Source organism: Sphingobium fluviale, assembly GCF_004122115.1.
GTDB classification, from domain to species: domain Bacteria; phylum Pseudomonadota; class Alphaproteobacteria; order Sphingomonadales; family Sphingomonadaceae; genus Sphingobium; species Sphingobium fluviale.
The window spans coordinates 194192-217351 of sequence record NZ_SBKP01000001.1; the positions used below are offsets into that span (position 1 = coordinate 194192).

Below are 23160 nucleotides of genomic sequence, written 5' to 3' on the forward strand. Positions count from 1 at the left end.
ATGTCGGACGAAGATAGCGATGGATACGCCGATCCCGACGCGCCGCGCTACCGCGACGTCGCCGAAATAGGCCGGGCGGACCTTTACCTATCGCTGATGACGTTAGCCGGGTTTTCCGAGAACCCGATGCTGGTCATGCAAGCCAGCCAGCTCTGCCTAGTCGACAATATGCTGAACGGCATCGAGCAGGAGGTGATGGCCCACCAGCTCGATGATGATCCGCCGCGCGGGAAGATCGCGCTGATCCAGTCGCTCTCGCCGATGTGGATCTTCACCGCCTATGAGTTGCTGCGGACCTGGCGCCAGCGCTGCGAGGAAGTGATCAAGCTGGCCGAGAACGCCGGCTTCAATCTCAAGGCCACCAACCTCGAACGCGATCTCGGCTACCGGCACTATGATCGCGAGCTACGCGCCAAACAGGTCCGCGATGCGGAAGAGCGACCGGAATTGGTCGAGCAGATGCGCATCGACCTGCGTCGGACCGAAATGGGCTTCACCCAACTGGAATTCATCAGGGTGGCGATCGCGAAGCATGAGGTGAGCAAGAAGGGCAACAAGAAGCCCATCGCCTTTGCGCCGGGCCTGGCGTTGATAAACCGGCATTGCGGCTCAATGGAGTATGAGATGAGCAATGGCGGCGCGATCATCGGCTTTGTCACGCGTCGCGACCTCGCCGAGACGATCCGCTTCATCCCCGAGGCACCCAACCCCAGCGACGAGGATTTGGAGAGTTTTCGGCAATATATGAATCCACCCGATGTCGAGCCGCCGGCGAAGTGAACCTGGGCACGGAGAGCCAAGCCGGCGAAATCAGCCCTGTTGCGACCGCGCCCGATGCCGGAGCAAATACACGCTGATGGCCGACGCCACCGTTACGACCAGCTCGGCCTCGGCGAACTGCGGATCGCGGCCTTCCTGGAGGTGCCGGCCCTCCTGCGAGGTGAAGCCCCAGAGCTTATGTAGCGCGGCGTCGAGTGGCGGCGGCAAGGGCAGCCGATTGATGATGGGACCAAGCGTGTCCGAGCTGCCGGAAACCTCGCGCGCGACGCACTCCAGGGCCGCCATCGCGTGCTGGATCGCGCCAGTGGTGTCGGCGTGGGGCCGCCGCGAGATGTCGCGCAGCGCCTCATGGACTTCGTTGGCGGCGGTCGGCGTCCCTGCGGCGCGCATCGTCTCGACGGCATCGCGCGTTGAGAGGGCGAAGGCTTCTGACCCGCGCGCCATGATCTTGCCGTCCTCGATCTGCCAGCCAATACCGTTTTCGCGGAAGAGCTGGTTGAGCCGGCGCGTAAAGTCGTCTTGCCGGGTTCCCGTATAATCGTGCTTGCCGATCTCCGTGTGGAGCCGCTCGGCGATGTCATAGACCTTGAACCAAGGCGCCTCGCTCATGAGGTCGTCGACCTCGCGCGCGACATTCTCCGGGCCCCAGTTATGCGCGTAGTCCGGCCGCTTCAGTAGCACGGCGCAGACGAGTTCGCGCAATGCCTTGCCGCCAAAGTCCGCGGCATAGGCGAGCTGCGTGAGGCCGACGCGGAGAACGTCAGGCGCATCCTCGCGGATTGTGATCTCCGCGTCTGGCGCGTTGTAGTTGAAGCGTTCTGAAAAGGAGTTCCCTGCGTCCGTCATCGACATCGCATAGCATGGGCATACCGGACTGACATTCGAGAAACGAGCGGCTCGGCGGCCGCCGCTCGTTTCAGCGGAATGCACCGAAATCAGCCGCTTCTTGGAGGCGGTCATCTGGCCATCACAGCGTCTATGCTGCCCGCAACCATCCCCACTCATCCCGCCGGATTTCCTCAAATCTGACAGCGAGTTCAGCACTAGGAGCTTCGCACAAAGTTCTATAGGATCGCACGAAGGCCGACCAAATATTTCAACGGTTTATGGATGATTGCGGAGCCTTATAGACAGGGGCCAAGCTATCATTATCAACCTTGGACAGCACGACGACGGAAGAATGAAAACGCTCGCACGAAGCATTTCCATTCAACCTGGCTACAACGGGTAGACTGGAGCAAGGGCGCGCCTCCCCTCCCAACAAAAAGGCCGGCGCATTGCTGCGCCAGCCTATAGCCCCGCTATCGAGTATGTGGGATCGTGCCGGTCAGGCCGCGCGGACTGCGCCGCCTTCCACTTCGGGATCACGCAGCACATAGCCGCGGCCCCAGACCGTCTCGATATAATTCTCGCCGCCGCAGGCCAGCGCCAGCTTCTTGCGCAGCTTGCAGATGAACACGTCGATGATCTTGAGTTCCGGCTCGTCCATGCCGCCATAGAGGTGGTTGAGGAACATTTCCTTGGTGAGCGTGGTGCCCTTGCGGAGCGACAGCAGCTCCAGCATCGCATATTCCTTGCCGGTGAGGTGGACGCGGTTGCCATCAACCTCCACGGTCTTGGCATCCAGATTGACCGAGAGCTTGCCGGTCTTGATAACGCTTTGCGAATGGCCCTTGGAGCGACGGACAACCGCATGGATGCGGGCGATCAGCTCTTCACGGTGGAACGGCTTGGTCACATAATCATCGGCGCCGAAGCCGAAGGAGCGGACCTTGCTGTCCATCTCGGAAATGCCGGAGAGGATGAGAACCGGGGTCTGCACCTTGGCGTTGCGCAGCTTCTTGAGCACGTCATAGCCGTGCATATCCGGCAGGTTGAGGTCAAGGCAGATGATGTCATAATCATAGAGCTTGCCCAGATCGAGGCCTTCTTCGCCCAGATCGGTGGTGTAAACGTTGAACCCTTCCGTGGTCAGCATCAGCTCAATCGCCTTAGCCGTGGTTGGTTCATCCTCAATGAGCAGCACCCGCATACGAAGCCCCTTGTTCCCTTTGCCCAATTAAAGGCTTGACAAAAACGTCCGCCTTGTTCCGCCCTCAGAACGGCAGACGCACGATGATATTAACTAAAAACATCATCAATGCAAAAGGTTAATTTTTCCCTAAGCCCCATTTTTCCACGAGTCGCGACGAATTGAATCTGATTTCAAAGCCTTAACAGCATGGAAATTTAGATGAATCGACTCGGATTTTCGATAAAATCAGGCCGTACCGAGGAACAAACGTCGTCCCATTTTGAAGCGGCTGAGAAGAAAATACACCGCGACAGGAAGGATCACCGCAAGGGCGCTGAGGCTCCAGACGCCGAAATAGGGGCGCAGATAGTGGATCACCGGCACATGCAAAAACATGATGACCAGCGACATGCGCCCCAGCGCCACAAACGGCCGCCACGGCATCCACCGCATCAGCCAGCACAGGCCGAGCGAGAGGACGAGCGCCAGCGGCAGGGTGACATAAGGGCGCGCGCCATAGTCTCCATATTTCATATTGAGCGGCGCGAGCGGGACGTAGAAGACTATCGCAGCCACAGACAGCGCAGCGCACACCAGCAGCAGCCACCGGTCCTGCTTCACCGTGCGCCACAACGCGCCAAGCCAGAGGAAAGCGAGCGCGACCGGCGCGGCGAGCACGCCCAGCGGCGAGAAGTTGCTCTCCCTGCCCCACCACACGCCCAGCGCCATCACCGCCGCCATGCTCAAGGCCCAGCGCCAGTCCCGCGCATCGGGCCACAGCTTATAGAGCATCACCTGCGCCAGCCGCGCGATCATCAGACAGGGCACGAACCAGAAGACGGTCAGCGGCCCGTGCAGCGATGTGCCGCCCATCAGCCCGGCCTGCACCGCGCTGCCCCAATCCCGGAACATCGGCCGCCAGCCGCGCGCGCCCTCGATCAGAGGGTCCGCGGCCATCAGGCAGACGAGGAACGCGATATAGGGCACGCCCAGCGCGCGCCATTGCTTCACCGCGAAGTCCCGGAGCGGCGCGGGCTTTGCCACATAACCCGCCGCGATGAAGAAGAACGGCATGTGGAAGGCGTAGATCGGATCGCGCACCGCAATGCTTTTCCATGCGTGGCCGATGACCACCAGCACAATGCCGATGCCCTTGGCGGCATCGAGCCATTCCATCCTGCCGCCTGCCCGCTTTTCCATTATGCTTGCCCCCCGGATGTATACGCCTATAGCATCCCCATCCTTACCCCTCGCGCAAGAGACAACTGTGAAAACCCCAACGATTTCCCCTTTGACCGAGCGCGTGCTGATGATCGACGGCGAGGCGATCATCCTCGACAAGCCCGCCGGCCTGCCGGTCGATGCGCCGCGCGACGGGTCGCTGAGCCTTGAGAACCATCTCGCCTCGCTCACTTTCGGCTTTCAGCGCTGGCCGCTCGCGGTGCATCGGCTGGATCGAGACACGTCCGGCTGCCTGCTGCTGGCGCGCAATCCCAAGGCGCACAAGCGCTTTACCGCCGCGTTCGAGGCCGGGACGGTTGAGAAGGTCTATGTCGCGGTGGTGGCGGGCGAGCCGCAGGCGCGCGAGGGCGTGATCGATCTGCCCCTCGCCAAGACGAGCAGCGCGGAGCAGGGCTGGCGCATGGTCGTCAGCCCCAAGGGCAAGGCGGCGCTGACCCGCTGGCGACTGATCGCGGTGAAGCATGGACGCTCGCTGATCGCCTGCTTCCCCGAAACCGGGCGCACGCATCAGATCCGCGTCCATCTGGCCGAGGGGCTGGGCCTGGGGATCATCGGCGATCCGGTTTATGGCGCAGAGGCGATAGCGCCGGGCGTGCCGATGCTGCTCCACGCGCGCAGCCTTTCCATGCCCCGCACCGGCAAACCGCCAGTGGAAGCGACCGCGCCGCTGCCGGAACGGTTTGCTACGGCGGGGTTTACAGAAGGCTTGCTCAATGTCTGATCCAAAACAGGCAGCTTCGCTGCGTTTTGGATGTGCGGTGCCAGCCCACTCCCCCTCCCAACCTCCCATAGGATACCATATCGGGAGGTTGGGAGGGGGAGTGGGCCGGAACCGCCGCCGACGGAACAGATAATGCCGGGCTTTGATCGGGACAGCTTCGTAATCCCGGCCGATGCGCTGGAGGAGCGGTTCATCACCGCGAGCGGGCCGGGCGGGCAAAATGTCAACAAGGTCGCGACCGCAGTGCAATTGCGCATCGACGCCACCCGCCTCGGTCTGCCGCTCTATGCCTATCGCAAGCTGCGCGCGCTGGCCGGATCGCGCATGACGGCGGACGGCGTGCTGCTCATCCTAGCGCAAAATTATCGCACACAGGACGCCAACCGGCAGGATGCCCGTGCCCGCCTGATGGACCTCCTCGAAAAGGCGCACCAGCGCGACGCCCGGCGCATCCCCACCAAACCGGGCAAGGCGGCCAAGGCGCGGCGGGTGGACGCCAAAAAGGCGCGCTCCTCTGTGAAGCAGGGGCGCGGTAGAGTGTCGTTCGATTGAAAAATCGCCCGAAGCGATTAATATCGATCCTGTAATCTGAAGGAGCGATCATTGTCGGCTCATATCCCTACCCTCAAGCAGCTCCACTACCTTGTCAGCCTCAAGGAGCAGGGGCATTTCGGCCGCGCGGCGGATAGCTGCTACGTCACGCAGTCCACCCTCTCCGCTGGCATCCGCGAGCTGGAGAGCCTGATCGGCGTGACGCTGGTGGAGCGCACCCGTCGCGTCGTGCGCTTTACGGCGCTGGGCGACCGCATCGTCGAGAAGGCATACCGTGTGCTGCGCGAGGCGGAGGAGCTGGCGGCGCTGGCGCAGGCATCGGGCAAGCCGCTGACCGGCGATCTGCGCATGAGCGTGATCCCTACGATCGCGCCGTTCTTGCTGCCGCGCCTGCTGCCCCATCTGCGGCGGGAGAAGCCGGAGCTGAAGCTCTATCTGCGCGAGGAAACCAGCCAGTCCGCGATGGAATCGCTGCGCCACGGGCATGTCGATTGCGTGCTGATGGCCCTGCCCTATGCCACCGGCGAGGTGGAGCGCGCGCACCTGTTTGACGACCGGCTCTATGTCGCCTTCCCGAAAGACGACCCGCGCGATCCGCCGCCCAGCATCCGCCCGGAAATGATCGATGAGGCGCGGCTGCTGCTGCTGGAGGACGGACACTGCCTCAAGGACCACGCGCTCGCCGCCTGCAACCGGCCGGAGCTGCGCGCCGAGGCGACGATGATGGGCACATCGCTCCATACGCTGGTGCAGATGGTCGATAACGGGCTGGGCCTGACGATCCTGCCTGAGATGGCGATAATGGGCGGGATATTGGAGCATACGCAGATAAGCGCCCGCCCGCTTTCTGCCATTAATGCCGCGCGCGAAATCGCGCTGGTATGGCGCAAGGGCAGCCCGCGTGACAAGGAATTCAACATGTTGTCAGATATTCTTAGGGACCTGTCTCAGGATATGGCGCCCGTCGCAGCGGAATAGCCCTACCCCCACCGCTCCCGCGCGGCATCGTCCTCGGCCCGCGCCTCCACCCATTCCGCGCGGCCATCGGCAAACCGCTCCTTTTTCCAGAACGGCGCGGAGGTCTTGAGCCAGTCGATGAGGAAGGCGCAGCTTTCCAGCGCGGCGGCCCGATGGGACGAGGCTGTGCCGACGAAGACGATGCGCTCTCCCGGCGTAAGGTCCCCTACGCGGTGGATCACCACCACGCCAAGCAGCGGCCAGCGGGCTTGCGCCTCCGCCACGATCCGCGCGATCTGCGCCTGCGTCATCGCGGGATAATGATCGAGCCGCATCGCCTGCAGCCCGTCTCCGCCGCGCACGATGCCGGTGAAGCTCGCCACCGCGCCGCCGCCCAGGGCTTCGAGCCGCGAGAGCTGCGCTGCGGGGTCGAAATCCGCCTCACCTACCGCGATATGCGCTTCGGTCATCCGCCCGTAACCGGCGGAAACAGCGCCAGCTCCCTCGCCTCGCCGAGCTTTGTGTCGAGCGAAACGAAATTCTGATCCAGCGCGGCGCGCAGCCGCCCCGTCTCCGCGAAGGCCTGCGCATAGCCGCCACCGCGCTCCGCCAATTGACCGATCAGTTCTGCCACTGTCATCTCGGCACCGGGATGGTCGATCGTCTCGCCATCCTTGCCGACGCCTTCGCGCACCCACGCGAAATAGAGGATATCGAGCGCCACCATCCGCCTAATCCATATGCTTGAGGCCGACGCGCAGATAATCCCACCCGGTCAGCAGCGTCAAAATCGCCGCCGCCCACAGGGTTATCAGCCCGACCTGATGCACGAACGCCCAGTGGGGAAGCGCACCACCCAATATCAGCGCGCCGAGCGCAACCAGCTGAAACGTCGTCTTCCACTTGGCAAGGCGCGAGACGGGGACCGACACCTGGATGCCGGCCAGAAACTCGCGCAAGCCGGACACCGCAATTTCACGCAGCAATATCACCATCGCGGCGATGATGTGCACCCCCTCGATATCGTGCGTGGCGGCCAGCATCAAAATGACGGCGCCGACCATGATCTTGTCGGCTATCGGATCAAGGAAGACACCGAGGCGCGACACTGTTCCCTTGGCCCGCGCCAGATAACCATCGAAATAGTCCGTGATGCCCATCAGGCAATAGAGCAGAAACGCGAGGCTGTAGCCGGTGCGCCACTCATGCCCCTGCTCTGCCGGCCACAGCAGCGCGACGAGGATCGGCACCGCGAAGATGCGCGACAGGGTCAGCAGATTGGGCAGCGTCAGCATGGTTTTCCGCCTGCCATAGCGCACCCGCGCTGGCAAGAGCCGAGCGGCGGGATGGCATGGCGGGCCAGAGGGTTTTACATCTCGGCTGCTTTCCCTGTTGGACACACCCCCGCGCACCCGCTAAAGCGCAGTCCAGTCGACAACAACGGGAATCTTCCGCTCCATATGAAAGCCTCGCTGCGCCTGCTGACGAAGCGACGTTTCGCGCCGCTGTTCGTCACCCAGCTTCTTGGTGCCTTCAACGACAATCTGTTCAAAAACGCGATGGTGCTGTTCGTGGTGTTCAGCGTCTATAGCGACCCGAAAGCCGAAACCTGGTTCAGCGCGCTGGCGACGGCGGCGGCGACGGTGCCGTTCTTTCTGCTCTCCGCGCTATCGGGCCAGCTCGCGGATCAGCGCGACAAGGCGGGGATCATCCGCCTCGTCAAGCTCGCCGAGATCCCGATCATGATTGCGGGCGCGGCGGGGCTGTTGATGGCGTGGCAGGGCTATGCGGTCGAGATCGTCGCGATCCCGCTGATGATGCTGGCGATGCTGGCGATGGGCATCCACTCCACTTTTTTCGGGCCGATCAAATACGCGATCCTGCCGCAGCATCTGGAAGATGACGAGATATTGGGCGGCACCGGCCTCGTGGAGGCGGGCACCTATATCGCGATCCTCGCCGGCACGATCCTCGCCGGGCTGATCTCGGTTCAGGTGGCGGCGGTTGCGGTGCTGGCGATAGCGTGCCTTGGCTATATCACCGGGCGGATGGTGCCGCCCGCCCCGCCGATAGGCCCACCCGCCAAGCTCGATTTCCACATCATACGCGCGTCGGTCAACCTCGTGAGCGCGACCATGCACATCCCGCGCCTGTTCCTTGCCATCGTTTCGATCAGCTTTTTCTGGACGATCGGCACGGTGCTGTTCATCCAGTTCCCGCCGCTGGTAAAAAATGTGCTGAGCGCGGATAAAGCGATCGCCAGCCTGTTTCTGGCTATTTTCTCTGTTGGTGTCGCGATAGGGTCTATCGTTATCAACCGGCTGTTGCAGGGCAAAGTCTCGGCAAAGTTCGCGCCCTCCTCTGTGCTGGCGATGGGCGGGTTTGTCGTCGCCTTCCACTTCATCTGTCGCATGTGGGATAGCGGCATGCCGCCGGGCCAGTTCATGTCGATGGCCGATTTCATCGCGCACGATCACGCGTTCATTCTGGTGCTCTCGCTGCTGGGCATTGCGGTGTCTGGCGGCATGTTCGTGGTGCCGCTCTATGCCTTCCTCACCACCACGGTCGACAAGTCTCAGGCCGCGCGCACCGTTGCCGCGAACAATATCGTCAACGCCGGCGCGATGGTGATCGGCGCGCTGATTACATTGGGGATGAGCGCTGCGGGGGTGAATGTCGTCAATCAGCTGCTGTTCACCGCCTCTATGTCGCTGCTCTCCGCCTGGCTGGCGCAGAAGCTGCATCTGGCGTGTGACTGATTTGTAGAAATCCGAAACGTCGCAAAGCGACCTGTTTCGGATCAAACTGTCACGCAATAAAGCTGTATGTCGCAACGAAGAACGCGGCAAAGCTGGTGAAGAACAGCCTTATATCCTCGTCGTTGCGCTTGGCCGGATCGGGCAGCGGCTTCAGCACATGCGGCGGCAGAGTCTGCCGGAACGGATGCCGGGCGGATTCGCTGGTGAGGACAAGGGCTCTGCGCTTCATCCCCTCCGGTTAACGTTTTGTTTACCGGTGGAGAAGGTAAATAGATGGTTAAAATGCAACCGTCCCCTTATGGGGCGTTAACCCTATGCGCTATTCCTCGCGTCGCCTGAAGTGAAACACGGTTGCGGGCGGGATATTGAGCAGCACCCGGCCCGCCGGCACCGCCACCAGCCCCGCCTGATCCAGCACCGGCTTGCCAACCGGAGACAGCGCGGAATAGGTGAACTGCACGAATACGCCACCGGGCATCAGCAGCCGGAAGGCATCCTCAAGAATCGCTTTCTGCGTATTCTGGTTGAAGGCCAGCATCGGCAGGCCGCTCACCACGCACTGATACGTGCCTGCCTCGCCTGCCACATGGGCGCTGATCGTCTCGGCGCGGTGGCGCAGGATGCTCACATCGGGAAACTGCCGCTCCAGCCCGTGCGCGAACACCGGGTTGATCTCCGCAACCTCCAGCTTATCCGCCGACAAACCCGTGGAAAGAATGGCGCGGGTGAAGGCGCCTGTGCCTCCGCCCAGCTCCAGCACCCGCCCGGCATCGGGGTCTATCCCCGCCACCATTTCCCGCGCGAGAAAGCGGCTGGAGGGCACGATAGCCGCCGTTTGCCGGGGTTTGCGCAGCCAACCCTTGAAAAACTCGATATTCTCGCGCGCGGCCTCTGCAAAATCCGCCTTTTTCGGCAGGGCCATGATGCGTGCGGGCTTGGGTCTTGGGTTCATCAGGTGCGTGTCTCTTTGAGCCGATTATGGTTTGCGATCTTGTGGAGGCGAAGCGCGCGGAACACAAGATATTAAGAGACAAAAGGGCCGGTCGGGCGTTTCAGCACTGGCCGCGCCGGGCTGAGATTGATAGCATGAACGCCGGTCGGGCTTGTAAAAGGAGCATGACAGTGCGCGGACCCTCTCTCTTGTCTCTTGGCCTGCTGATCGCACTGGCTGCCTGTTCGCCGGGCGGGCAGGAAAATGCCTCATCCATGGCGGACAATGGCGGGATGATCACCGATGCCGAGAGCATCCCCGCCGCGCCAGACAATGCCGCGACCAACGACACGACAGGCGCGCCCCCCGTCGCTGCGGCTCCTGCGCAAGCCGACGCAACGCGCATCCCCCCTGCCCTGCGCGGGCGCTGGGGGTTGACCGCAAAAGACTGCACCAGCCTGCATGGCGACGCGAAGGGCCTGCTCGAAATCTCTCCAAACACGCTGATGTTCTTCGAATCGCGCGGCACATTGAAGCGCATATTGGAGCGGGAGCCGACCCGCATCCGCGCGGATTTTAGCTTTGAAGGCGAAGGAATGACATGGGAGAACGATATCACGCTCACCGTGCAGGATAATGGCACAACCCTGATCCGTCAGGACAAGCAGCCCGAAGAGGGCGCACCTGCGCTCTATCACTACTCGCGCTGCAAAAGCTGAGGGCGCATCCATCGCTTGCCAAGCAGGGCAAAGCGTGGCTACCGGTGCGCACATCTCACGCCCCAATGCAGGAGCCTGCTTTCATGTCCTACGAAACCCTTCTCGTCGAACAGCGTGGCGCCGTCACGCTCATCACCATCAACCGCCCGCAGGCACTCAACGCCCTGAACGCGCAGGTTCTGGCCGATATGAGCGCCGCGCTCGCCGCCTATGATGCCGACCCGACCCAGCATTGCGCGGTGGTGACCGGCAGCGAAAAAGCCTTCGCCGCCGGGGCGGACATCAAGCAGATGGCAGACAAGGAAGCGGCCGATTTCTTCCTTGAGGATTTTTTCTCCGGCTGGACCAGCCATGTCGCTGCCACGCGCAAGCCATGGATCGCCGCCGTGGCGGGCTTTGCGCTGGGCGGCGGGTGCGAACTGGCGATGATGGCGGATTTCATCATCGCGGCGGATACGGCCAAGTTCGGCCAGCCCGAAATCAAGCTCGGCGTTGCCCCCGGCATGGGCGGGTCACAGCGGCTCACCCGCGCCGTCGGCAAGGCGAAGGCGATGGAAATGTGCCTCACCGGGCGGATGATGGACGCGACCGAGGCGGAAAGCGCGGGCCTTGTCGCGCGGATCGTGCCTGCCTCCGATCTGCTGGATGAGGCCTTGAAGACCGCCGCCACCATCGCAGCCATGCCACCGATGGCCGCGATGATTAACAAGGAAATGGTTAACCTCGCGTTCGAATCGACGCTGACGCAGGGCCTGGTGGCTGAGCGCCGCATGTTCCAGATCCTCACCGCGACCGAGGACAAGAAGGAAGGCATGGCCGCCTTTGTCGAAAAGCGCGCGGGCGTCTGGAAGGGGCGCTGAGCGCATGAGCGCGGCGGGGGAAGGCGCGCAGGCAGGCAGAGACGTCAGCGCCCGCTCCCGCCTGCTCTCCATCCTGGGCGGCTCGGCGGGCAATCTGGTCGAATGGTATGACTGGTATGCTTATGCCGCCTTCACCCTCTATTTCGCGCCGGTTTTCTTCCCCGCGCAGGATCAGACCGCACAGCTCCTGAGTGCAGGCGCGATCTTCGCCGTCGGCTTCCTGATGCGCCCCATCGGCGCGTGGATCATGGGCGTCTATGCCGACCGGCGCGGCCGCAAGGCGGGGTTGACCCTCTCGATTTTGATGATGAGCGCCGGTTCGCTGCTGATCGCGGTCACGCCGGGCTATGACGCGATAGGGGTCGCTGCGCCCGCGCTGCTGGTGGTGGCGCGGCTGATTCAGGGCCTCTCCGTCGGCGGCGAATATGGCGCGAGCGCGACCTATCTCTCCGAAATGGCGGGGGTACAGCGGCGCGGATTCTGGTCCAGCTTTCAATATGTCACGCTGATCATGGGTCAGCTTGTCGCGCTGGCGCTGTTGCTGCTGCTGCAGGCGGTCATGAGCGAGACGGCGCTCGAAAGCTGGGGCTGGCGCATCCCGTTTGTGCTCGGCGCGGTGCTGGCGCTCATCGTGCTGGTGCTGCGCAGACGCCTGCTGGAGACGGAGCATTATCTCGCCGCGAAGGAGCGCACCGACGTGCCCCGCTCCGGTGTGCTGACGCTGATGAAGGACCACCCCGGCGCGGCGGGGCTGGTGGTGGCGCTCACCGCAGGCGGCACGCTCGCTTTCTATACCTACTCCACCTATATGCAGAAATATCTCGTCAATTCAGCGGGTTTTGACCGGCAGCAGGCGAGCTGGATCATGGCCGGGGCGCTGTTTGTGTTCATGGCGCTGCAACCTGCTTTTGGCGCCCTGTCTGACAGGATCGGCAGGAAGCCGTTGATGATCGGCTTCGGGCTGGCGGGCACATTCGGCACGGTGCCGCTGTTCCGCGCGCTCGAACAAGCGCATGATCCGATCAGCGCCTTCGCCCTCGTGATGGCGGCGCTCATTGCCGTGAGCGGCTATACCTCGATCAACGCGGTGGTGAAGGCAGAGCTGTTCCCCGCCCACATCCGCGCGCTCGGCGTCGCCCTGCCCTACGCCATCGCCAACGCGCTGTTCGGCGGCAGCGCCGAATATGTCGCGCTCCAGCTCAAGACATTGGGCGTGGAAGGCTGGTTTTACTGGTATGTCTCGGCGCTCTGCGGCGTATCGCTGCTCACCTACATAGCGATGAGCGAGACCAAGGTGGCAAGTTTGATTGACCGGGATTAAGAAAGCAATTTAGCAAGAAGTCATTGGTTCGTTGTAGGTAGATCTACCTTAACCACGTGAGTTTGAGTCGGCCACAACATAAATATCGCCGCACTAACCAAGCCGACAATTCCCCAAATAAACCTGCGAGCTCTAATATCAATTACTGCTTTCGCAATGCAATAAGCACAAGCGATCAACGCGGCTATAGTCCAAGTCCACATAGAAATCAGCTATCATGTCCAAACGCAACGATCAACCTATTCTACCGCCGTTAATCGTCAGTCGTTCTTTCATCCCCCCAAAACTTCCTCCACCCACTGCGGCACCAGCTCCCCCGCCCTGCCCATCCTGCTCTCGCTAAAATACACGCTGCCCGCCGAAGGATCGAGGTTCAGCTCCAGCGTGTCGGCCCCAACATAGCGCGCGGTCTGGACGAAACCGGCGGCGGGATAGACCGCGCCTGAGGTGCCGATCGAGACGAACAGGTCGCAGTTGCGCAGCGCCGCGTCGATCCGCTCCATCTCATAAGGCATTTCGCCGAAGAACACGATGTCGGGCCTGAGCGCGCCAGACCCGCAGGCGGGACAGACGCTGCCCGGCGGCAGGCTTGTCCCCCAGCGCCAGCTCTCGCCGCAGCGCGCGCACAGGGCGGACAACAGCTCGCCATGCATATGCAGCACCTGGCTGCACCCTGCCCGCTCATGCAGATCATCGACATTCTGCGTGACGAGCAACAAATCGCCGTTCCATTCCCGCTCCAGCCGGGCCAGCGCCGCATGCGCCGGGTTGGGCTTTACCTCGGCCAGCTTCGCCCGCCGTTCGTCGTAAAAGCGGTGGACCAGCGCCGGGTTGCGCGCCAGCGCCTCTGGCGTGCACACATCCTCGACCCGGTGCCCCTCCCATAGACCATCCGGCCCGCGAAAGGTGGCAAGCCCACTCTCGGCGGAAATTCCCGCGCCTGTGAGGATGACAATCGAGCGATAGTCTGGCATCGGCGTGTCCTACTTCTGATTCAAAATTCGCTTTACCGCGAATTTTGAGAGCCGCACCAGCCCTCTCCCCCTCCCAACCTCCCATAGGATACCATATCGGGAGGTTGGGAGGGGGAGAGGGCCGGGACCGACCCCTGAAATTCCGCAACAACGGAATTTCAGATCAGAAACTGATGCAGCGCGAAGGGGAAGGACGCAAGCCATGACGGCAATCGGGATCATCGGGTGCAACGGGCGGATGGGCCGGGCCATCCGCACGGAGCTGGAGGCAAAAGGCCTTCCATATGCCGGCGGTGTGGACAAGGGCGAAGGGGATCTTTCCGCGCTCATCCAGCGCAGCGACGTGCTGATCGATTTCTCCACGCCCGCTGCGCTGAAAGACACGCTGGAGGACTGCATGCTGGCGAAGAAGCCGGTCGTCATCGGCACCACCGGGCTGGAGGAGGCGCATCATCATCTGATCGACGCCGCGTCCCACACCATTCCCGTGCTCCAGACCGGCAATATGTCTTTGGGCGTCAATCTGCTCGCCGCGCTGGTGGAAAGCGCCGCCGCGCGGCTGGGGGATGACTGGGACATCGAGATTGTCGAGATGCATCACCGCCACAAGGTCGATGCACCATCGGGCACAGCATTGTTGCTGGGCGAAGCGGCGGCGCGCGGGCGGGGGATCGCGCTGGCCGAACATAAGGAGAGCGGGCGTGATGGTATCACCGGCGCGCGGGCGCGCGGGGCGATCGGCTTCGCGGCGCTGCGCGGTGGCTCTGTGGCGGGGGATCATCAGGTGATCTTCGCGACCGATGACGAGCGCATCGAGATCGGCCATCGCGCCGAAAACCGCGCCATCTTCGCGCGCGGCGCTGTGAAGGCGGCGCTGTGGCTTGGGGCGCAAAGCGCGGGGCGTTATGACATGAAAAATGTTTTAGGGCTTTGATGTCTGTTTCAGTTTCACTGAAACTTTTCGGCGCCGGCCCACTCCCCCACCCGACCTCCCAACAGGGTATTCTTATGGGAGGTCGGGTGGGGGAGTGGGCTGGAGCGGCGCTTTCCGCGCAGCGGAAAGACCAACAATGAAAAAGCCTGATATATTCGAGTTTTACCGGAGGCTGGCGGAGCTGAACCCCGATCCGCGCACCGAACTAGACTATGGCAATGACTATCAGCTGCTGGTCGCCGTGGTGCTGTCCGCCCAGGCGACCGATATTGGCGTCAACAAGGCCACCCGCGCCCTCTTCCGCGACGTCACAACCCCCGCACAGATGGTCGCGCTCGGTGAGGAGGGATTGAAGCAACACATCAAGACCATCGGCCTGTTCAACGCCAAGGCGAAGAACGTGATCGCACTGTCCGAGATTTTGGTGCAGGATTTCGGCGGGCAGGTGCCGCAAGACCGGGATGTGCTCACGACCCTGCCCGGAGTCGGGCGGAAAACCGCCAATGTGGTGATGAACACCGCCTACGGCGCGGAGACCTTCGCGGTCGACACCCACATCTTCCGTGTTGGAAACCGCACCGGCCTGGCCCCTGGCAAAACGCCTCTCCACGTGGAAAAAGCCTTAGAGAAAAACACCCCCGCCCCCTTCCGCCGCGATGCGCATCACTGGCTGATCCTGCACGGCCGCTATATCTGCAAGGCGCGGCGGCCCGAATGTTGGCGCTGCCCGGTCGCTGATCTGTGCCGGTTCAAGCCCAAGACGCCAGCGCCGGCCTGATTCCCGTCATCTGGCGTTCATGCTGCGGATGTTAGATTTACCAAAGGAAAGGAGCCTGCCCATGAGACCATCCCGCCTTGCCGCCTCGGCAGCAGCCCTGTTGATCGCCGCGACCCCCGCCATCGCCAAGGATAAAAAGCCCGACAATCTCGTCGCCGTTGGCGAGCCCATCGACTGCATCAACCCGCGCCTCATCCGCAGCACGCATGTGCGCGATGACCAGACGATCGACTTCGAGATGAACGGCAACACCATCTATCGCAACACCCTGCCTTATAAATGCTCCGGCCTCGGTTTCGAGGAACGCTTTTCTTACAAGCTCTCCACAAGTCAGCTCTGCTCGGTCGACATCATCACTGTGCTGCAATCCTTCGGTGGCGGGCTGAGCCAGGGGCCAAGCTGCGGCCTCGGCAAGTTCCAGAAAATGGAAAAGGCCAAGAAGTAGACGCGCCGATGCGTATCGAATAAAAAGCGCGCCGATCCGCAGTTGCGTCTGGCGCTCCCCTTTGCGCTTTGCTAAGCGCCCCTAGAACAGACGCATATGCACCCATAGCTCAGCTGGATAGAGCGCTGCCCTCCGAAGGCAGAGGCCAGAGGTTCGAATCCTCTTGGGTGCGCCACTTTTCCGTCATTTCCCACTCTGCTCCATGCGCCGCGCGGAAAGAATACGAACCGGGTTGGCCAGCATCTGCCCCGCCATGCCATCCTTGGCGCCAAGCGCGGGGTTGATCGGCCCGCGCATGATCTTCATAACGACATCCAGTCCTTCCGTCACCCGGCCAAAGGCGGCGAAGCCCTGATTGTCACCCGGCTTGTCCGGCTGGGCATCCAGGCTGGACATATCGCCCACAGCGATGAAGAAGTCTGACTGCGCCGTACCCAGCGCGCGCCGCGCCATAGAGACGGTGCCGGTCTGATGCGACAGGCCGGTGAGCGTCGTCGGTTCATGCGCAATCGGCGGGATGGGCTTTTGCCCCGGCTTCATCACGGTAACGCCCGCCTGAATCAGTCCGAAATTTTCGGCCATGTCGAGCGCACGATAAAAGGTCTGATTATCATAACGCCGCTCGTCGACATAGCGCAGGAAATTGCGGGTGGTGATGGGGGCCCGATCTTTCTCAAGCTCCAGCACGATTGCGCCTTCGCTGGTTTGTAACACGACACGAACGGTGGCGGGTTTGGGCTGTTGCGCCGGAGCCGCGACTGTGGGTGAAGGAACTGTAGGCGTCTGTGCCTTAACTGCGCCACCGATAAGGCCAAGCGCCAGCACGGGGGAGAGCATACGCACCCACACCGTCTTCATGGTTTGACCTCCTCCTCCCGTACTGCCGGAGCAGACAGCCTTGCGCGATCAGTGATGAATATTTCCCATACCGAAAGGAAAAACGCGGCGATGACAGGCCCTACGATCAGCCCGGACATGCCGAACAGCTCCAGCCCGCCCAGCGTCGAGATCAGTACCATATAGTCTGGCATCCGCGTATCGCGGCCAACCAGTATCGGGCGGAGGAAATTATCCACCAGCCCAATCACAAAGAAGCCGCAAAATACAAGGATACCTCCCTTGACGACCGCCCCTGACGCAAAAAGATAAATTGCAACAGGAACCCACACCAAGCCCGTGCCCACCGCAGGTATCAGTGAAAGAAACGCCATTAATACGCCCCAGAGCAGCGCGCCGCCGATGCCGAGCGCCCAGAATATCGCCCCTCCCAGCGCACCTTGCACCACCGCAACCACCATGTTGCCCTTGATAGTGGCACGGACCACCGCAGCGAATTTCTCTGCCAGCGCGACACGGCGGGCAGGATGCAAAGGAACGGCGCCAATGACCATGGAAGACAAACGAGGCCCGTCGCGCATCATGAAATAGCTCAGATAGAGCATTACCGTCAGCGACAGTAGAAAGGACGCCGCACGTTGACCCAGGCTAAGCGCATGTGCCGCCAGTGTCTGAAAGCTGCTGGAGAGCAGACTGCCGAGCTGCTCGCGGACGCCATCCAGATTGCCCCATCCCACCCGGTTGAGCTGAAGGCGCGCCCAGCGCGGCAATGCATGGCGTATCTGATCGAAATACTGAGTAAAATCGATCTTGCCTGTCTGGATACCCTGATAAAGAAGTGCGGCTTCCTGCAGCAGAAAGCTGGACAAGATCATCAGCGGTATGATCACGACGGCAATGAGCGTCAGCAAACTGAGCACCGCCATGCTGTTGGGATGATCGGGCCGCCAACGCATCAGGGCTCGCTGCAACGGAGCAAAAATGATCGCGGCCACCACCGCCCACAAAATCGCATCAAAAAACGTTGCGATCAGCCATAGGAACAACAGCGTTGCACCCGCAATCAGCGCGAGAAACATCCGGTCCTCAAAACGACGGCTCATATGGCGCACTCCTGCAGGCTGCCGATTTGCTGATGCGAGAGCAGAGCAGCACAGTCAATGCCGATAGGCGCGTAGCCCGACAAAAAGAAGCCGGAGGCGCATGAAACGCCCCCGGCTCCTGTAACCTATAGCGAATGGGTGTGGATCAGAAGTCCATGCCGCCCATGCCGCCCATTCCACCCATGCCGCCGGGCATACCGCCCATGCCGCCAGCAGCCTTGTCTTCCGGCATTTCGGAAATCGCTGCCTCGGTGGTGATGAGCAGGCCAGCAACCGATGCCGCATCCTGCAGAGCAGTGCGAACCACCTTGGTCGGGTCGATCACGCCGGCGGTGACGAGGTTTTCATAGGTGTCGGTCGCGGCATTGAAACCCTTGGTCTCATCGCCTTCACGCAGCAGGTTGCCCGAAACGACCGCGCCGTCATGGCCAGCGTTTGCCGCGATCTGGCGCACCGGAGCGGTGATCGCCTTGCGGATGATGTCGATACCACGGGTCTGGTCGTCGTTCGCGCCCTTCAGGCCTTCGAGAGCCTTGGTGGCATAGAGCAGCGCTGTGCCGCCGCCGGGGACGATGCCTTCCTCAACCGCAGCGCGGGTAGCATGCAGCGCATCGTCAACGCGATCCTTGCGCTCCTTCACCTCAACCTCGGTCGAACCGCCAACCTTGATGACCGCAACGCCACCGGCGAGCTTGGCAAGGCGCTCTTGCAGCTTTTCCTTGTCATAGTCCGAAGTGGTGTTCTCGATCTGCGCACGGATCGCTTCAACGCGGCCCTTGATCGCGGCGGCATCACCGGCGCCATCGACGATGACCGTGTTGTCCTTGTCGATGCTGACGCGCTTGGCGGTGCCGAGCATGCCGACAGTAACGTTCTCCAGCTTGATGCCGAGATCTTCAGAGATCATCTCGCCCTTGGTGAGGATCGCGATGTCTTCCAGCATCGCCTTGCGACGATCGCCAAAGCCAGGCGCCTTGACCGCAGCAACCTTGAGGCCGCCGCGCAGCTTGTTGACGACGAGCGTGGCCAGAGCCTCGCCCTCAATGTCTTCAGCGATGATGAGCAGCGGACGGCCCGACTGCACAACGGCTTCCAAAATCGGCAGCATCGACTGGAGGTTGGAGAGCTTCTTCTCGTGGATCAGGATGAAAGGATCCGTCAGCTCAACCTGCATCTTCTCAGGATTGGTGATGAAATAGGGGCTGAGATAGCCACGATCGAACTGCATGCCCTCAACGACATCCAGCTCGAAATCCAGACCCTTGGCCTCCTCGACGGTGATGACGCCTTCCTTGCCGACCTTTTCCATGGCTTCAGCGATCTTCTCGCCGACTTCACGGTCGCCATTGGCCGAAATGATACCAACCTGCGCGATTTCGCTGGTGCCGGCAACGGGCTTCGAACGGGCCTTGAGGTCTTCAACGACCTTGTTGACCGCGAGGTCGATGCCGCGCTTAAGGTCCATCGGGTTCATGCCGGCAGCGACCGACTTCATGCCCTCGCGGACAATGGCCTGCGCCAGAACGGTCGCGGTGGTGGTGCCATCGCCTGCCGCGTCGTTCGCCTTGCTGGCAACTTCGCGGATCATCTGCGCGCCCATGTTCTCGAACTTGTCCTTCAGCTCGATTTCCTTGGCGACGGTGACGCCGTCCTTGGTGATGCGGGGAGCACCGAAGCTCTTGTCGATAACGACATTGCGGCCTTTGGGGCCAAGCGTGACCTTCACCGCATCGGCGAGGATATCGACACCGCGCAGGATGCGCTCACGGGCGTCACGCGAAAATTTTACGTCTTTTGCAGCCATGGTTATAACCTCTGCTTTCTGAAAACTGATTTGGGGTGGAGGAAATTCCGGTGCGGCTGATTAGCCAACAATACCGAGAATATCCGATTCTTTCATGATGAGCAGGTCTTCGCCATCGACCTTAACCTCGGTGCCGGACCACTTGCCGAACAGGATGCGATCGCCCGCCTTCACGTCGAGCGGAGTAACCTTGCCGTCTTCGGACTTGGCGCCCGAACCAACGGAGACGACTTCACCTTCCTGCGGCTTTTCCTTGGCGCTATCCGGAATGATGATGCCACCGGCGGTTTTCTCTTCCGCTTCTACGCGGCGCACGAGAACGCGGTCATGCAAAGGACGAAATCCCATATAATTGCCTTTCCCTTTCCAACGGAGATCCGTACCCCCATAACCCATTCACCCGCACGATTGGCGGTGCCGGGCGGAGCGGACCCCCAGACAAACTGCGATCAGCACTCTCGGCCTGAGAGTGCCAGCGGCCCGTATATGGGACCGATTATTGGGCTATCAAGGGGATCGGCATGATTTTTTCTTGGGCAGCGACGTGAGCAACCCTGCCCATCTAATAATATGATTAAAAACAGCAATATTACTGTTTTGCGTCACGAAAATGTACTAAAAACTGCGCTTGACCTTTGGCCTATCAGCGGTTATCTCCCCTGCCGGGGCGCACAATATAATAAATGTCCGCGTTATATTTTGAACAAGGGGTAAATCATGAAGAAATCATTTGCGCTTATCGTCACCACGCTGGCGGCGACCACCTCCGTTGCGGCCTATGCCGCAGAGGACGACAACGCCCGCCTCAGCGTCGGCATCACCGGCGGCACACTGGGCATCGGCCCGGAAGTTGGCTATCGCGTATCCGAGATGTTCGGCGTTCGCGCAAACGCAACGTTCCTCAGCATCAGCCGCGATATCGACTCGTCTGGCATCAACTATGACGGCAAGGCCAAGCTGAAGTCCGGCGGCGTTATGGTCGACGTCTACCCGTTCGGCGGCGGCTTCCGCCTGTCTGGTGGCCTGCGCATCAACGGTAACGAAGCGCGCGTGGTGGCCCGCCCGACCCAGAATGTGCAGGTTGGCAACAACACCTACACACCAACGGACATCGGCACACTGCGCACTGAGACCGACCTCAAGAACCTCGCCCCCACCCTGACGCTGGGCTATGGCGGTGGCCTCTCCAAGGGCCTCACCTTCGGCATCGAGGGCGGCGCGATGTTTCAGGGCAAGATGAAGATCAAGCCGCTGACCTACACGGGTACTGCCCCGATCGGCACGATCGCGGCAGATCTTGAGCGCGAACGCCAGGAAATTCAGGACGATATCGACGGCTTCAAGGTCTATCCGATCCTGCAGCTCACAATTGGCTATCGCTTCTAAACAGCGCAAACAGTCTTTCAAAACCCGCCGATGCCCAAGGTTATCGCCTTGGCGTCGGCGGGTTTTCCTTTGCCGTGGGCGTGGCAACGCGGTAAGCCCTGACCAACCGACTTCAATCACGGCCGGAGCCACCGCATGACCTTCCTCAAAGCCATCTGGCGCATCATCATCGGCGTAAAGGATGTGCTGGTGCTGTGCTTCCTGCTGCTGTTCTTCGGGGGGCTTTACGCGGTGCTCAGTATGGCGCCCGGTGAGCGTCCGCTGCACACGCACGAAGGCGCGCTGCTGATCGACATGGATGGCACGCTCGTTGAACAACCGCAGGAGACGGACCCGTTTTCTGCGCTGATGGGCAGCGAAGCCCCGTTATATGAATATCGGTTGCGCGATGTCGTTCACGCGCTGGAAAATGCGCGCACGGACCCGAAGGTCAAAGCCGTAGTCCTCAATCTTGATGGCTTCGCGGGCGGCGGGCAGGTGGCGCTGATGCGCGTTGGCAAGGCGCTGGATAGCGTGCGCGCTTCGAAAAAGCCTGTGCTTGCCTATGCCACACTGTATACGGATGACAGCTATATGCTCGCCGCCCACGCAAGCGAAGTCTGGCTCAATCCGCTCGGAGGCGTAGTATTCAGCGGCCCCGGTGGCTCGATGCCCTATTTCAAGGGCTTGATCGACAAATTGGGCGTAACGGCACACATCTATCGGGTCGGGACATATAAGAGCGCGGTCGAGCCATTCATGCTCAGCGGTCCCTCGCCAGAGGCGCAGGCCGCGAGCCAGGCGCTGGTCAACACACTCTGGTCTAATTGGCTGGATGATGTGGCCAAGGCGCGCCCGCGCGCGAAAATCGCGACCTACGCGACCAAGCCGGTGCAACAAATTGAGGCGGCAAAGGGCAATCTATCGCAGGCCGCGCTCTCTGCCGGGCTGGTGGACAAGCTGGGCGACATCCGCGCGTTTGACGAACGGGTAACTGCGCTGGCGGGGGAGGCACCATCCGGTCAGAATGGCCCGGCGTTCGCGGCAATTGCACTGCACGATTACACCCGCGCCCACCGCCCTGCAGGCGATGGCCAGATCGGCGTCGTCACGGTGGCTGGCGCGATCATGGATGGCGAGGCTGGCCCCGGCACGGCCGGCGGAGATAGCATCGCCATGCTGATCGAGGACGCGCTGGCGAACGATGACATCAAGGCGCTGGTGGTGCGCATTGACTCCCCCGGCGGCTCCGTACTGGCCTCTGAGCAGATCCGCGCCGCGCTGGGCGCCGCACGCGCAAAGGGTATTCCAGTCGTCGCGTCTATGGGTAATGTCGCGGCCAGCGGAGGCTATTGGGTGGCGAGTGCGGCGGACACAGTGCTGGCCGAGCCATCTACCGTCACCGGCTCCATCGGCGTATTCGGCATTTTGCCGAGCTTTGAGGGCATGCTGAGCAAGATCGGTATCACCACCAGCGCGGTGAAAACAACCCCGCTCACAGGTGAGCCAGACGTGTTGGGCGGAATCGGCCCAGAGTTCAACCGGATCACACAGCTCGGTGTGGAAGACATATACCGCCGATTTCTGAAGCTGGTGGCGGACGCACGCGGCAAAAGCCCTGCTGAGATAGACCGCATAGCACAGGGACGGGTGTGGGATGGCGGCAGCGCGCGGCAGATTGGGCTGATTGATCGCTTTGGCGGGCTGGAGGACGCGATTGCCGAGGCAGCGCGCCTCGCCAAGATCGACCCCGAAATGGCCCGCCCGCTTTATATCGACCCGGAGCCAGACCCCTTTACCGCCTTTTTCGCGCGGATGACTGGCGAGAGCGAGGCGAGAGCAGTCTACCGCTCCGGCGCGCGCGATCTACTCGGCCATCAGGCGGCGATGCAACGGGCGATGCTGCTACGCATCCTCTCAGACGCGCGGATGATGGCGGAAGGCAGCTCTGTTCAGGCCAGGTGTCTGGAATGTGGGGCATTTACCCCACCCTCGCCCGCAGCACATGAGAACACAGGCGTCATGACTCTGATCGCCAAGCTGATGCAATAAGTTGAGAGGCGC

General features: G+C 61.7%; 26 protein-coding genes and 1 tRNA gene. 14 read left to right on the forward strand and 13 right to left on the reverse strand.

What is annotated here, in order from left to right:
- Nucleotides 1-780: a hypothetical protein gene (locus EQG66_RS01085; protein WP_129402681.1), complete on the forward strand. Its 780-nt coding sequence runs from the start codon at nt 1-3 to the stop codon at nt 778-780.
- A gap of 30 nt (nt 781-810) precedes the next feature.
- On the opposite strand, the gene EQG66_RS01090 is transcribed toward EQG66_RS01085, so the two are convergent.
- The 3 genes from EQG66_RS01090 to EQG66_RS01100 form a co-directional block, all read right to left on the reverse strand.
- A complete protein-coding gene (locus EQG66_RS01090) occupies nt 811-1740 on the reverse strand; it encodes an AbiJ-NTD4 domain-containing protein (RefSeq protein ID WP_066765429.1) in 930 nt (309 codons plus the stop codon).
- 367 nt (nt 1741-2107) lie between these two features.
- A complete protein-coding gene (gene ctrA, locus EQG66_RS01095; RefSeq protein WP_129402682.1) occupies nt 2108-2812 on the reverse strand; it encodes a response regulator transcription factor CtrA in 705 nt (234 codons plus the stop codon).
- Nucleotides 2813-3040: 228 nt separating this feature from the next.
- Nucleotides 3041-3994 (reverse strand): acyltransferase family protein, encoded by a 954-nt coding sequence (locus EQG66_RS01100; protein ID WP_164975555.1) that lies wholly within the window; start codon nt 3992-3994, stop codon nt 3041-3043.
- Between the two features lie 109 nt (nt 3995-4103).
- Between EQG66_RS01100 and EQG66_RS01105 the strand changes: the two genes are divergently transcribed.
- The 3 genes from EQG66_RS01105 to EQG66_RS01115 all read left to right on the forward strand — a co-directional run bounded on the left by EQG66_RS01105 (nt 4104) and on the right by EQG66_RS01115 (nt 6287).
- Nucleotides 4104-4757 carry an RluA family pseudouridine synthase gene (locus tag EQG66_RS01105; protein WP_425470202.1) on the forward strand — a complete coding sequence of 218 codons (654 nt, stop codon included), beginning with the start codon at nt 4104-4106 and terminating at the stop codon, nt 4755-4757.
- A 132-nt stretch (nt 4758-4889) separates the two neighbouring features.
- Nucleotides 4890-5309, forward strand: coding sequence for an alternative ribosome rescue aminoacyl-tRNA hydrolase ArfB (gene arfB / locus EQG66_RS01110; RefSeq protein WP_129402684.1), 420 nt, complete (start codon nt 4890-4892; stop codon nt 5307-5309).
- Nucleotides 5310-5360: 51 nt separating this feature from the next.
- The gene (locus EQG66_RS01115) at nt 5361-6287 is read left to right on the forward strand and encodes a hydrogen peroxide-inducible genes activator (protein WP_129402685.1); all 927 of its coding nucleotides are present in this window, start codon (nt 5361-5363) and stop codon (nt 6285-6287) included.
- A gap of 2 nt (nt 6288-6289) precedes the next feature.
- Here EQG66_RS01115 and EQG66_RS01120 read toward each other — a convergent pair whose 3' ends face one another.
- From EQG66_RS01120 to pgsA, 3 genes are read right to left on the reverse strand one after another with little or no spacing between them, the layout of a single operon-like run.
- Nucleotides 6290-6736 (reverse strand): molybdenum cofactor biosynthesis protein MoaE, encoded by a 447-nt coding sequence (locus EQG66_RS01120; protein WP_129402686.1) that lies wholly within the window; start codon nt 6734-6736, stop codon nt 6290-6292.
- Nucleotides 6733-6993: a molybdopterin converting factor subunit 1 gene (gene moaD, locus EQG66_RS01125; RefSeq protein WP_129402687.1), complete on the reverse strand. Its 261-nt coding sequence runs from the start codon at nt 6991-6993 to the stop codon at nt 6733-6735. The genes EQG66_RS01120 and moaD overlap by 4 nt, the downstream gene beginning before the upstream one ends.
- A gap of 4 nt (nt 6994-6997) precedes the next feature.
- Nucleotides 6998-7561 (reverse strand): CDP-diacylglycerol--glycerol-3-phosphate 3-phosphatidyltransferase, encoded by a 564-nt coding sequence (pgsA, locus tag EQG66_RS01130; protein WP_129402688.1) that lies wholly within the window; start codon nt 7559-7561, stop codon nt 6998-7000.
- Nucleotides 7562-7726: 165 nt separating this feature from the next.
- On the opposite strand from pgsA, the gene EQG66_RS01135 reads away from it, so the two are divergent.
- On the forward strand, nt 7727-9025 hold the full coding sequence (locus EQG66_RS01135; protein WP_129402689.1) for an MFS transporter: 1299 nt from the start codon (nt 7727-7729) through the stop codon (nt 9023-9025).
- Between the two features lie 49 nt (nt 9026-9074).
- Here EQG66_RS01135 and EQG66_RS01140 read toward each other — a convergent pair whose 3' ends face one another.
- The gene (locus EQG66_RS01140) at nt 9075-9254 is read right to left on the reverse strand and encodes a hypothetical protein (protein WP_129402690.1); all 180 of its coding nucleotides are present in this window, start codon (nt 9252-9254) and stop codon (nt 9075-9077) included.
- Nucleotides 9255-9344: 90 nt separating this feature from the next.
- Entirely contained in the window at nt 9345-9977 is a 633-nt protein-coding gene (locus EQG66_RS01145) for a class I SAM-dependent methyltransferase (protein ID WP_129402691.1), read from the reverse strand.
- 170 nt (nt 9978-10147) lie between these two features.
- Between EQG66_RS01145 and EQG66_RS01150 the strand changes: the two genes are divergently transcribed.
- From EQG66_RS01150 to EQG66_RS01160, 3 genes are all read left to right on the forward strand, one after another.
- Complete coding sequence (locus tag EQG66_RS01150; RefSeq protein ID WP_129402692.1) at nt 10148-10675, forward strand: hypothetical protein; 528 nt, start codon at nt 10148-10150, stop codon at nt 10673-10675.
- An 83-nt stretch (nt 10676-10758) separates the two neighbouring features.
- Complete coding sequence (locus EQG66_RS01155; protein ID WP_129402693.1) at nt 10759-11535, forward strand: enoyl-CoA hydratase-related protein; 777 nt, start codon at nt 10759-10761, stop codon at nt 11533-11535.
- 4 nt (nt 11536-11539) lie between these two features.
- Nucleotides 11540-12856, forward strand: a complete 1317-nt coding sequence (locus tag EQG66_RS01160; RefSeq protein ID WP_129402694.1) for an MFS transporter — start codon at nt 11540-11542, stop codon at nt 12854-12856.
- 272 nt (nt 12857-13128) lie between these two features.
- Here EQG66_RS01160 and EQG66_RS01170 read toward each other — a convergent pair whose 3' ends face one another.
- On the reverse strand, nt 13129-13830 hold the full coding sequence (locus EQG66_RS01170) for an NAD-dependent deacylase (protein WP_129402696.1): 702 nt from the start codon (nt 13828-13830) through the stop codon (nt 13129-13131).
- Between the two features lie 202 nt (nt 13831-14032).
- Here EQG66_RS01170 and dapB point away from each other — a divergent pair, with 202 nt between their 5' ends.
- The 4 genes from dapB to EQG66_RS01190 all read left to right on the forward strand — a co-directional run bounded on the left by dapB (nt 14033) and on the right by EQG66_RS01190 (nt 16162).
- Complete coding sequence (gene dapB, locus EQG66_RS01175; RefSeq protein WP_129402697.1) at nt 14033-14764, forward strand: 4-hydroxy-tetrahydrodipicolinate reductase; 732 nt, start codon at nt 14033-14035, stop codon at nt 14762-14764.
- Nucleotides 14765-14900: 136 nt separating this feature from the next.
- A complete protein-coding gene (gene nth / locus EQG66_RS01180; RefSeq protein ID WP_129402698.1) occupies nt 14901-15542 on the forward strand; it encodes an endonuclease III in 642 nt (213 codons plus the stop codon).
- A 61-nt stretch (nt 15543-15603) separates the two neighbouring features.
- On the forward strand, nt 15604-15987 hold the full coding sequence (locus tag EQG66_RS01185) for a hypothetical protein (RefSeq protein ID WP_129402699.1): 384 nt from the start codon (nt 15604-15606) through the stop codon (nt 15985-15987).
- A 98-nt stretch (nt 15988-16085) separates the two neighbouring features.
- A tRNA-Arg gene (locus tag EQG66_RS01190) sits at nt 16086-16162 on the forward strand.
- An 8-nt stretch (nt 16163-16170) separates the two neighbouring features.
- Here the strand turns inward: EQG66_RS01190 and EQG66_RS01195 are convergent.
- The 4 genes from EQG66_RS01195 to groES form a co-directional block, all read right to left on the reverse strand.
- Nucleotides 16171-16845 (reverse strand): peptidylprolyl isomerase, encoded by a 675-nt coding sequence (locus EQG66_RS01195; protein WP_129402700.1) that lies wholly within the window; start codon nt 16843-16845, stop codon nt 16171-16173.
- The gene (locus EQG66_RS01200; RefSeq protein WP_129402701.1) at nt 16842-17927 is read right to left on the reverse strand and encodes an AI-2E family transporter; all 1086 of its coding nucleotides are present in this window, start codon (nt 17925-17927) and stop codon (nt 16842-16844) included. Before EQG66_RS01200 ends, EQG66_RS01195 begins: the two co-directional genes overlap by 4 nt.
- 145 nt (nt 17928-18072) lie before the next feature.
- Nucleotides 18073-19731: a chaperonin GroEL gene (gene groL, locus EQG66_RS01205; protein WP_129402702.1), complete on the reverse strand. Its 1659-nt coding sequence runs from the start codon at nt 19729-19731 to the stop codon at nt 18073-18075.
- Between the two features lie 60 nt (nt 19732-19791).
- The gene (groES, locus tag EQG66_RS01210; protein WP_129402703.1) at nt 19792-20079 is read right to left on the reverse strand and encodes a co-chaperone GroES; all 288 of its coding nucleotides are present in this window, start codon (nt 20077-20079) and stop codon (nt 19792-19794) included.
- Nucleotides 20080-20448: 369 nt separating this feature from the next.
- On the opposite strand from groES, the gene EQG66_RS01215 reads away from it, so the two are divergent.
- Both EQG66_RS01215 and sppA read left to right on the forward strand, forming a co-directional pair.
- Nucleotides 20449-21117, forward strand: a complete 669-nt coding sequence (locus EQG66_RS01215) for a hypothetical protein (protein WP_129402704.1) — start codon at nt 20449-20451, stop codon at nt 21115-21117.
- Nucleotides 21118-21252: 135 nt separating this feature from the next.
- Nucleotides 21253-23148, forward strand: coding sequence for a signal peptide peptidase SppA (sppA, locus tag EQG66_RS01220; protein ID WP_129402705.1), 1896 nt, complete (start codon nt 21253-21255; stop codon nt 23146-23148).
- Nucleotides 23149-23160 lie beyond the last annotated feature (12 nt).

Excerpts from the sequence above, each read along its gene's own strand:
- EQG66_RS01085 (WP_129402681.1), top strand. The coding sequence starts at position 1 with ATGTCGGACGAAGATAGCGATGGATACGCCGATCCCGACGCGCCGCGC.
- EQG66_RS01090 (WP_066765429.1), bottom strand. The coding sequence starts at position 1,740 with ATGACCGCCTCCAAGAAGCGGCTGATTTCGGTGCATTCCGCTGAAACG.
- ctrA (WP_129402682.1), bottom strand. The coding sequence starts at position 2,812 with ATGCGGGTGCTGCTCATTGAGGATGAACCAACCACGGCTAAGGCGATT.
- EQG66_RS01100 (WP_164975555.1), bottom strand. The coding sequence starts at position 3,994 with ATGGAAAAGCGGGCAGGCGGCAGGATGGAATGGCTCGATGCCGCCAAG.
- EQG66_RS01105 (WP_425470202.1), top strand. The coding sequence starts at position 4,104 with ATGATCGACGGCGAGGCGATCATCCTCGACAAGCCCGCCGGCCTGCCG.
- arfB (WP_129402684.1), top strand. The coding sequence starts at position 4,890 with ATGCCGGGCTTTGATCGGGACAGCTTCGTAATCCCGGCCGATGCGCTG.
- EQG66_RS01120 (WP_129402686.1), bottom strand. The coding sequence starts at position 6,736 with ATGACCGAAGCGCATATCGCGGTAGGTGAGGCGGATTTCGACCCCGCA.
- moaD (WP_129402687.1), bottom strand. The coding sequence starts at position 6,993 with ATGGTGGCGCTCGATATCCTCTATTTCGCGTGGGTGCGCGAAGGCGTC.
- pgsA (WP_129402688.1), bottom strand. The coding sequence starts at position 7,561 with ATGCTGACGCTGCCCAATCTGCTGACCCTGTCGCGCATCTTCGCGGTG.
- EQG66_RS01135 (WP_129402689.1), top strand. The coding sequence starts at position 7,727 with ATGAAAGCCTCGCTGCGCCTGCTGACGAAGCGACGTTTCGCGCCGCTG.
- EQG66_RS01140 (WP_129402690.1), bottom strand. The coding sequence starts at position 9,254 with ATGAAGCGCAGAGCCCTTGTCCTCACCAGCGAATCCGCCCGGCATCCG.
- EQG66_RS01145 (WP_129402691.1), bottom strand. The coding sequence starts at position 9,977 with ATGAACCCAAGACCCAAGCCCGCACGCATCATGGCCCTGCCGAAAAAG.
- EQG66_RS01155 (WP_129402693.1), top strand. The coding sequence starts at position 10,759 with ATGTCCTACGAAACCCTTCTCGTCGAACAGCGTGGCGCCGTCACGCTC.
- EQG66_RS01160 (WP_129402694.1), top strand. The coding sequence starts at position 11,540 with ATGAGCGCGGCGGGGGAAGGCGCGCAGGCAGGCAGAGACGTCAGCGCC.
- EQG66_RS01170 (WP_129402696.1), bottom strand. The coding sequence starts at position 13,830 with ATGCCAGACTATCGCTCGATTGTCATCCTCACAGGCGCGGGAATTTCC.
- dapB (WP_129402697.1), top strand. The coding sequence starts at position 14,033 with ATGACGGCAATCGGGATCATCGGGTGCAACGGGCGGATGGGCCGGGCC.
- nth (WP_129402698.1), top strand. The coding sequence starts at position 14,901 with ATGAAAAAGCCTGATATATTCGAGTTTTACCGGAGGCTGGCGGAGCTG.
- EQG66_RS01185 (WP_129402699.1), top strand. The coding sequence starts at position 15,604 with ATGAGACCATCCCGCCTTGCCGCCTCGGCAGCAGCCCTGTTGATCGCC.
- EQG66_RS01195 (WP_129402700.1), bottom strand. The coding sequence starts at position 16,845 with ATGAAGACGGTGTGGGTGCGTATGCTCTCCCCCGTGCTGGCGCTTGGC.
- EQG66_RS01200 (WP_129402701.1), bottom strand. The coding sequence starts at position 17,927 with ATGAGCCGTCGTTTTGAGGACCGGATGTTTCTCGCGCTGATTGCGGGT.
- groL (WP_129402702.1), bottom strand. The coding sequence starts at position 19,731 with ATGGCTGCAAAAGACGTAAAATTTTCGCGTGACGCCCGTGAGCGCATC.
- groES (WP_129402703.1), bottom strand. The coding sequence starts at position 20,079 with ATGGGATTTCGTCCTTTGCATGACCGCGTTCTCGTGCGCCGCGTAGAA.
- EQG66_RS01215 (WP_129402704.1), top strand. The coding sequence starts at position 20,449 with ATGAAGAAATCATTTGCGCTTATCGTCACCACGCTGGCGGCGACCACC.
- sppA (WP_129402705.1), top strand. The coding sequence starts at position 21,253 with ATGACCTTCCTCAAAGCCATCTGGCGCATCATCATCGGCGTAAAGGAT.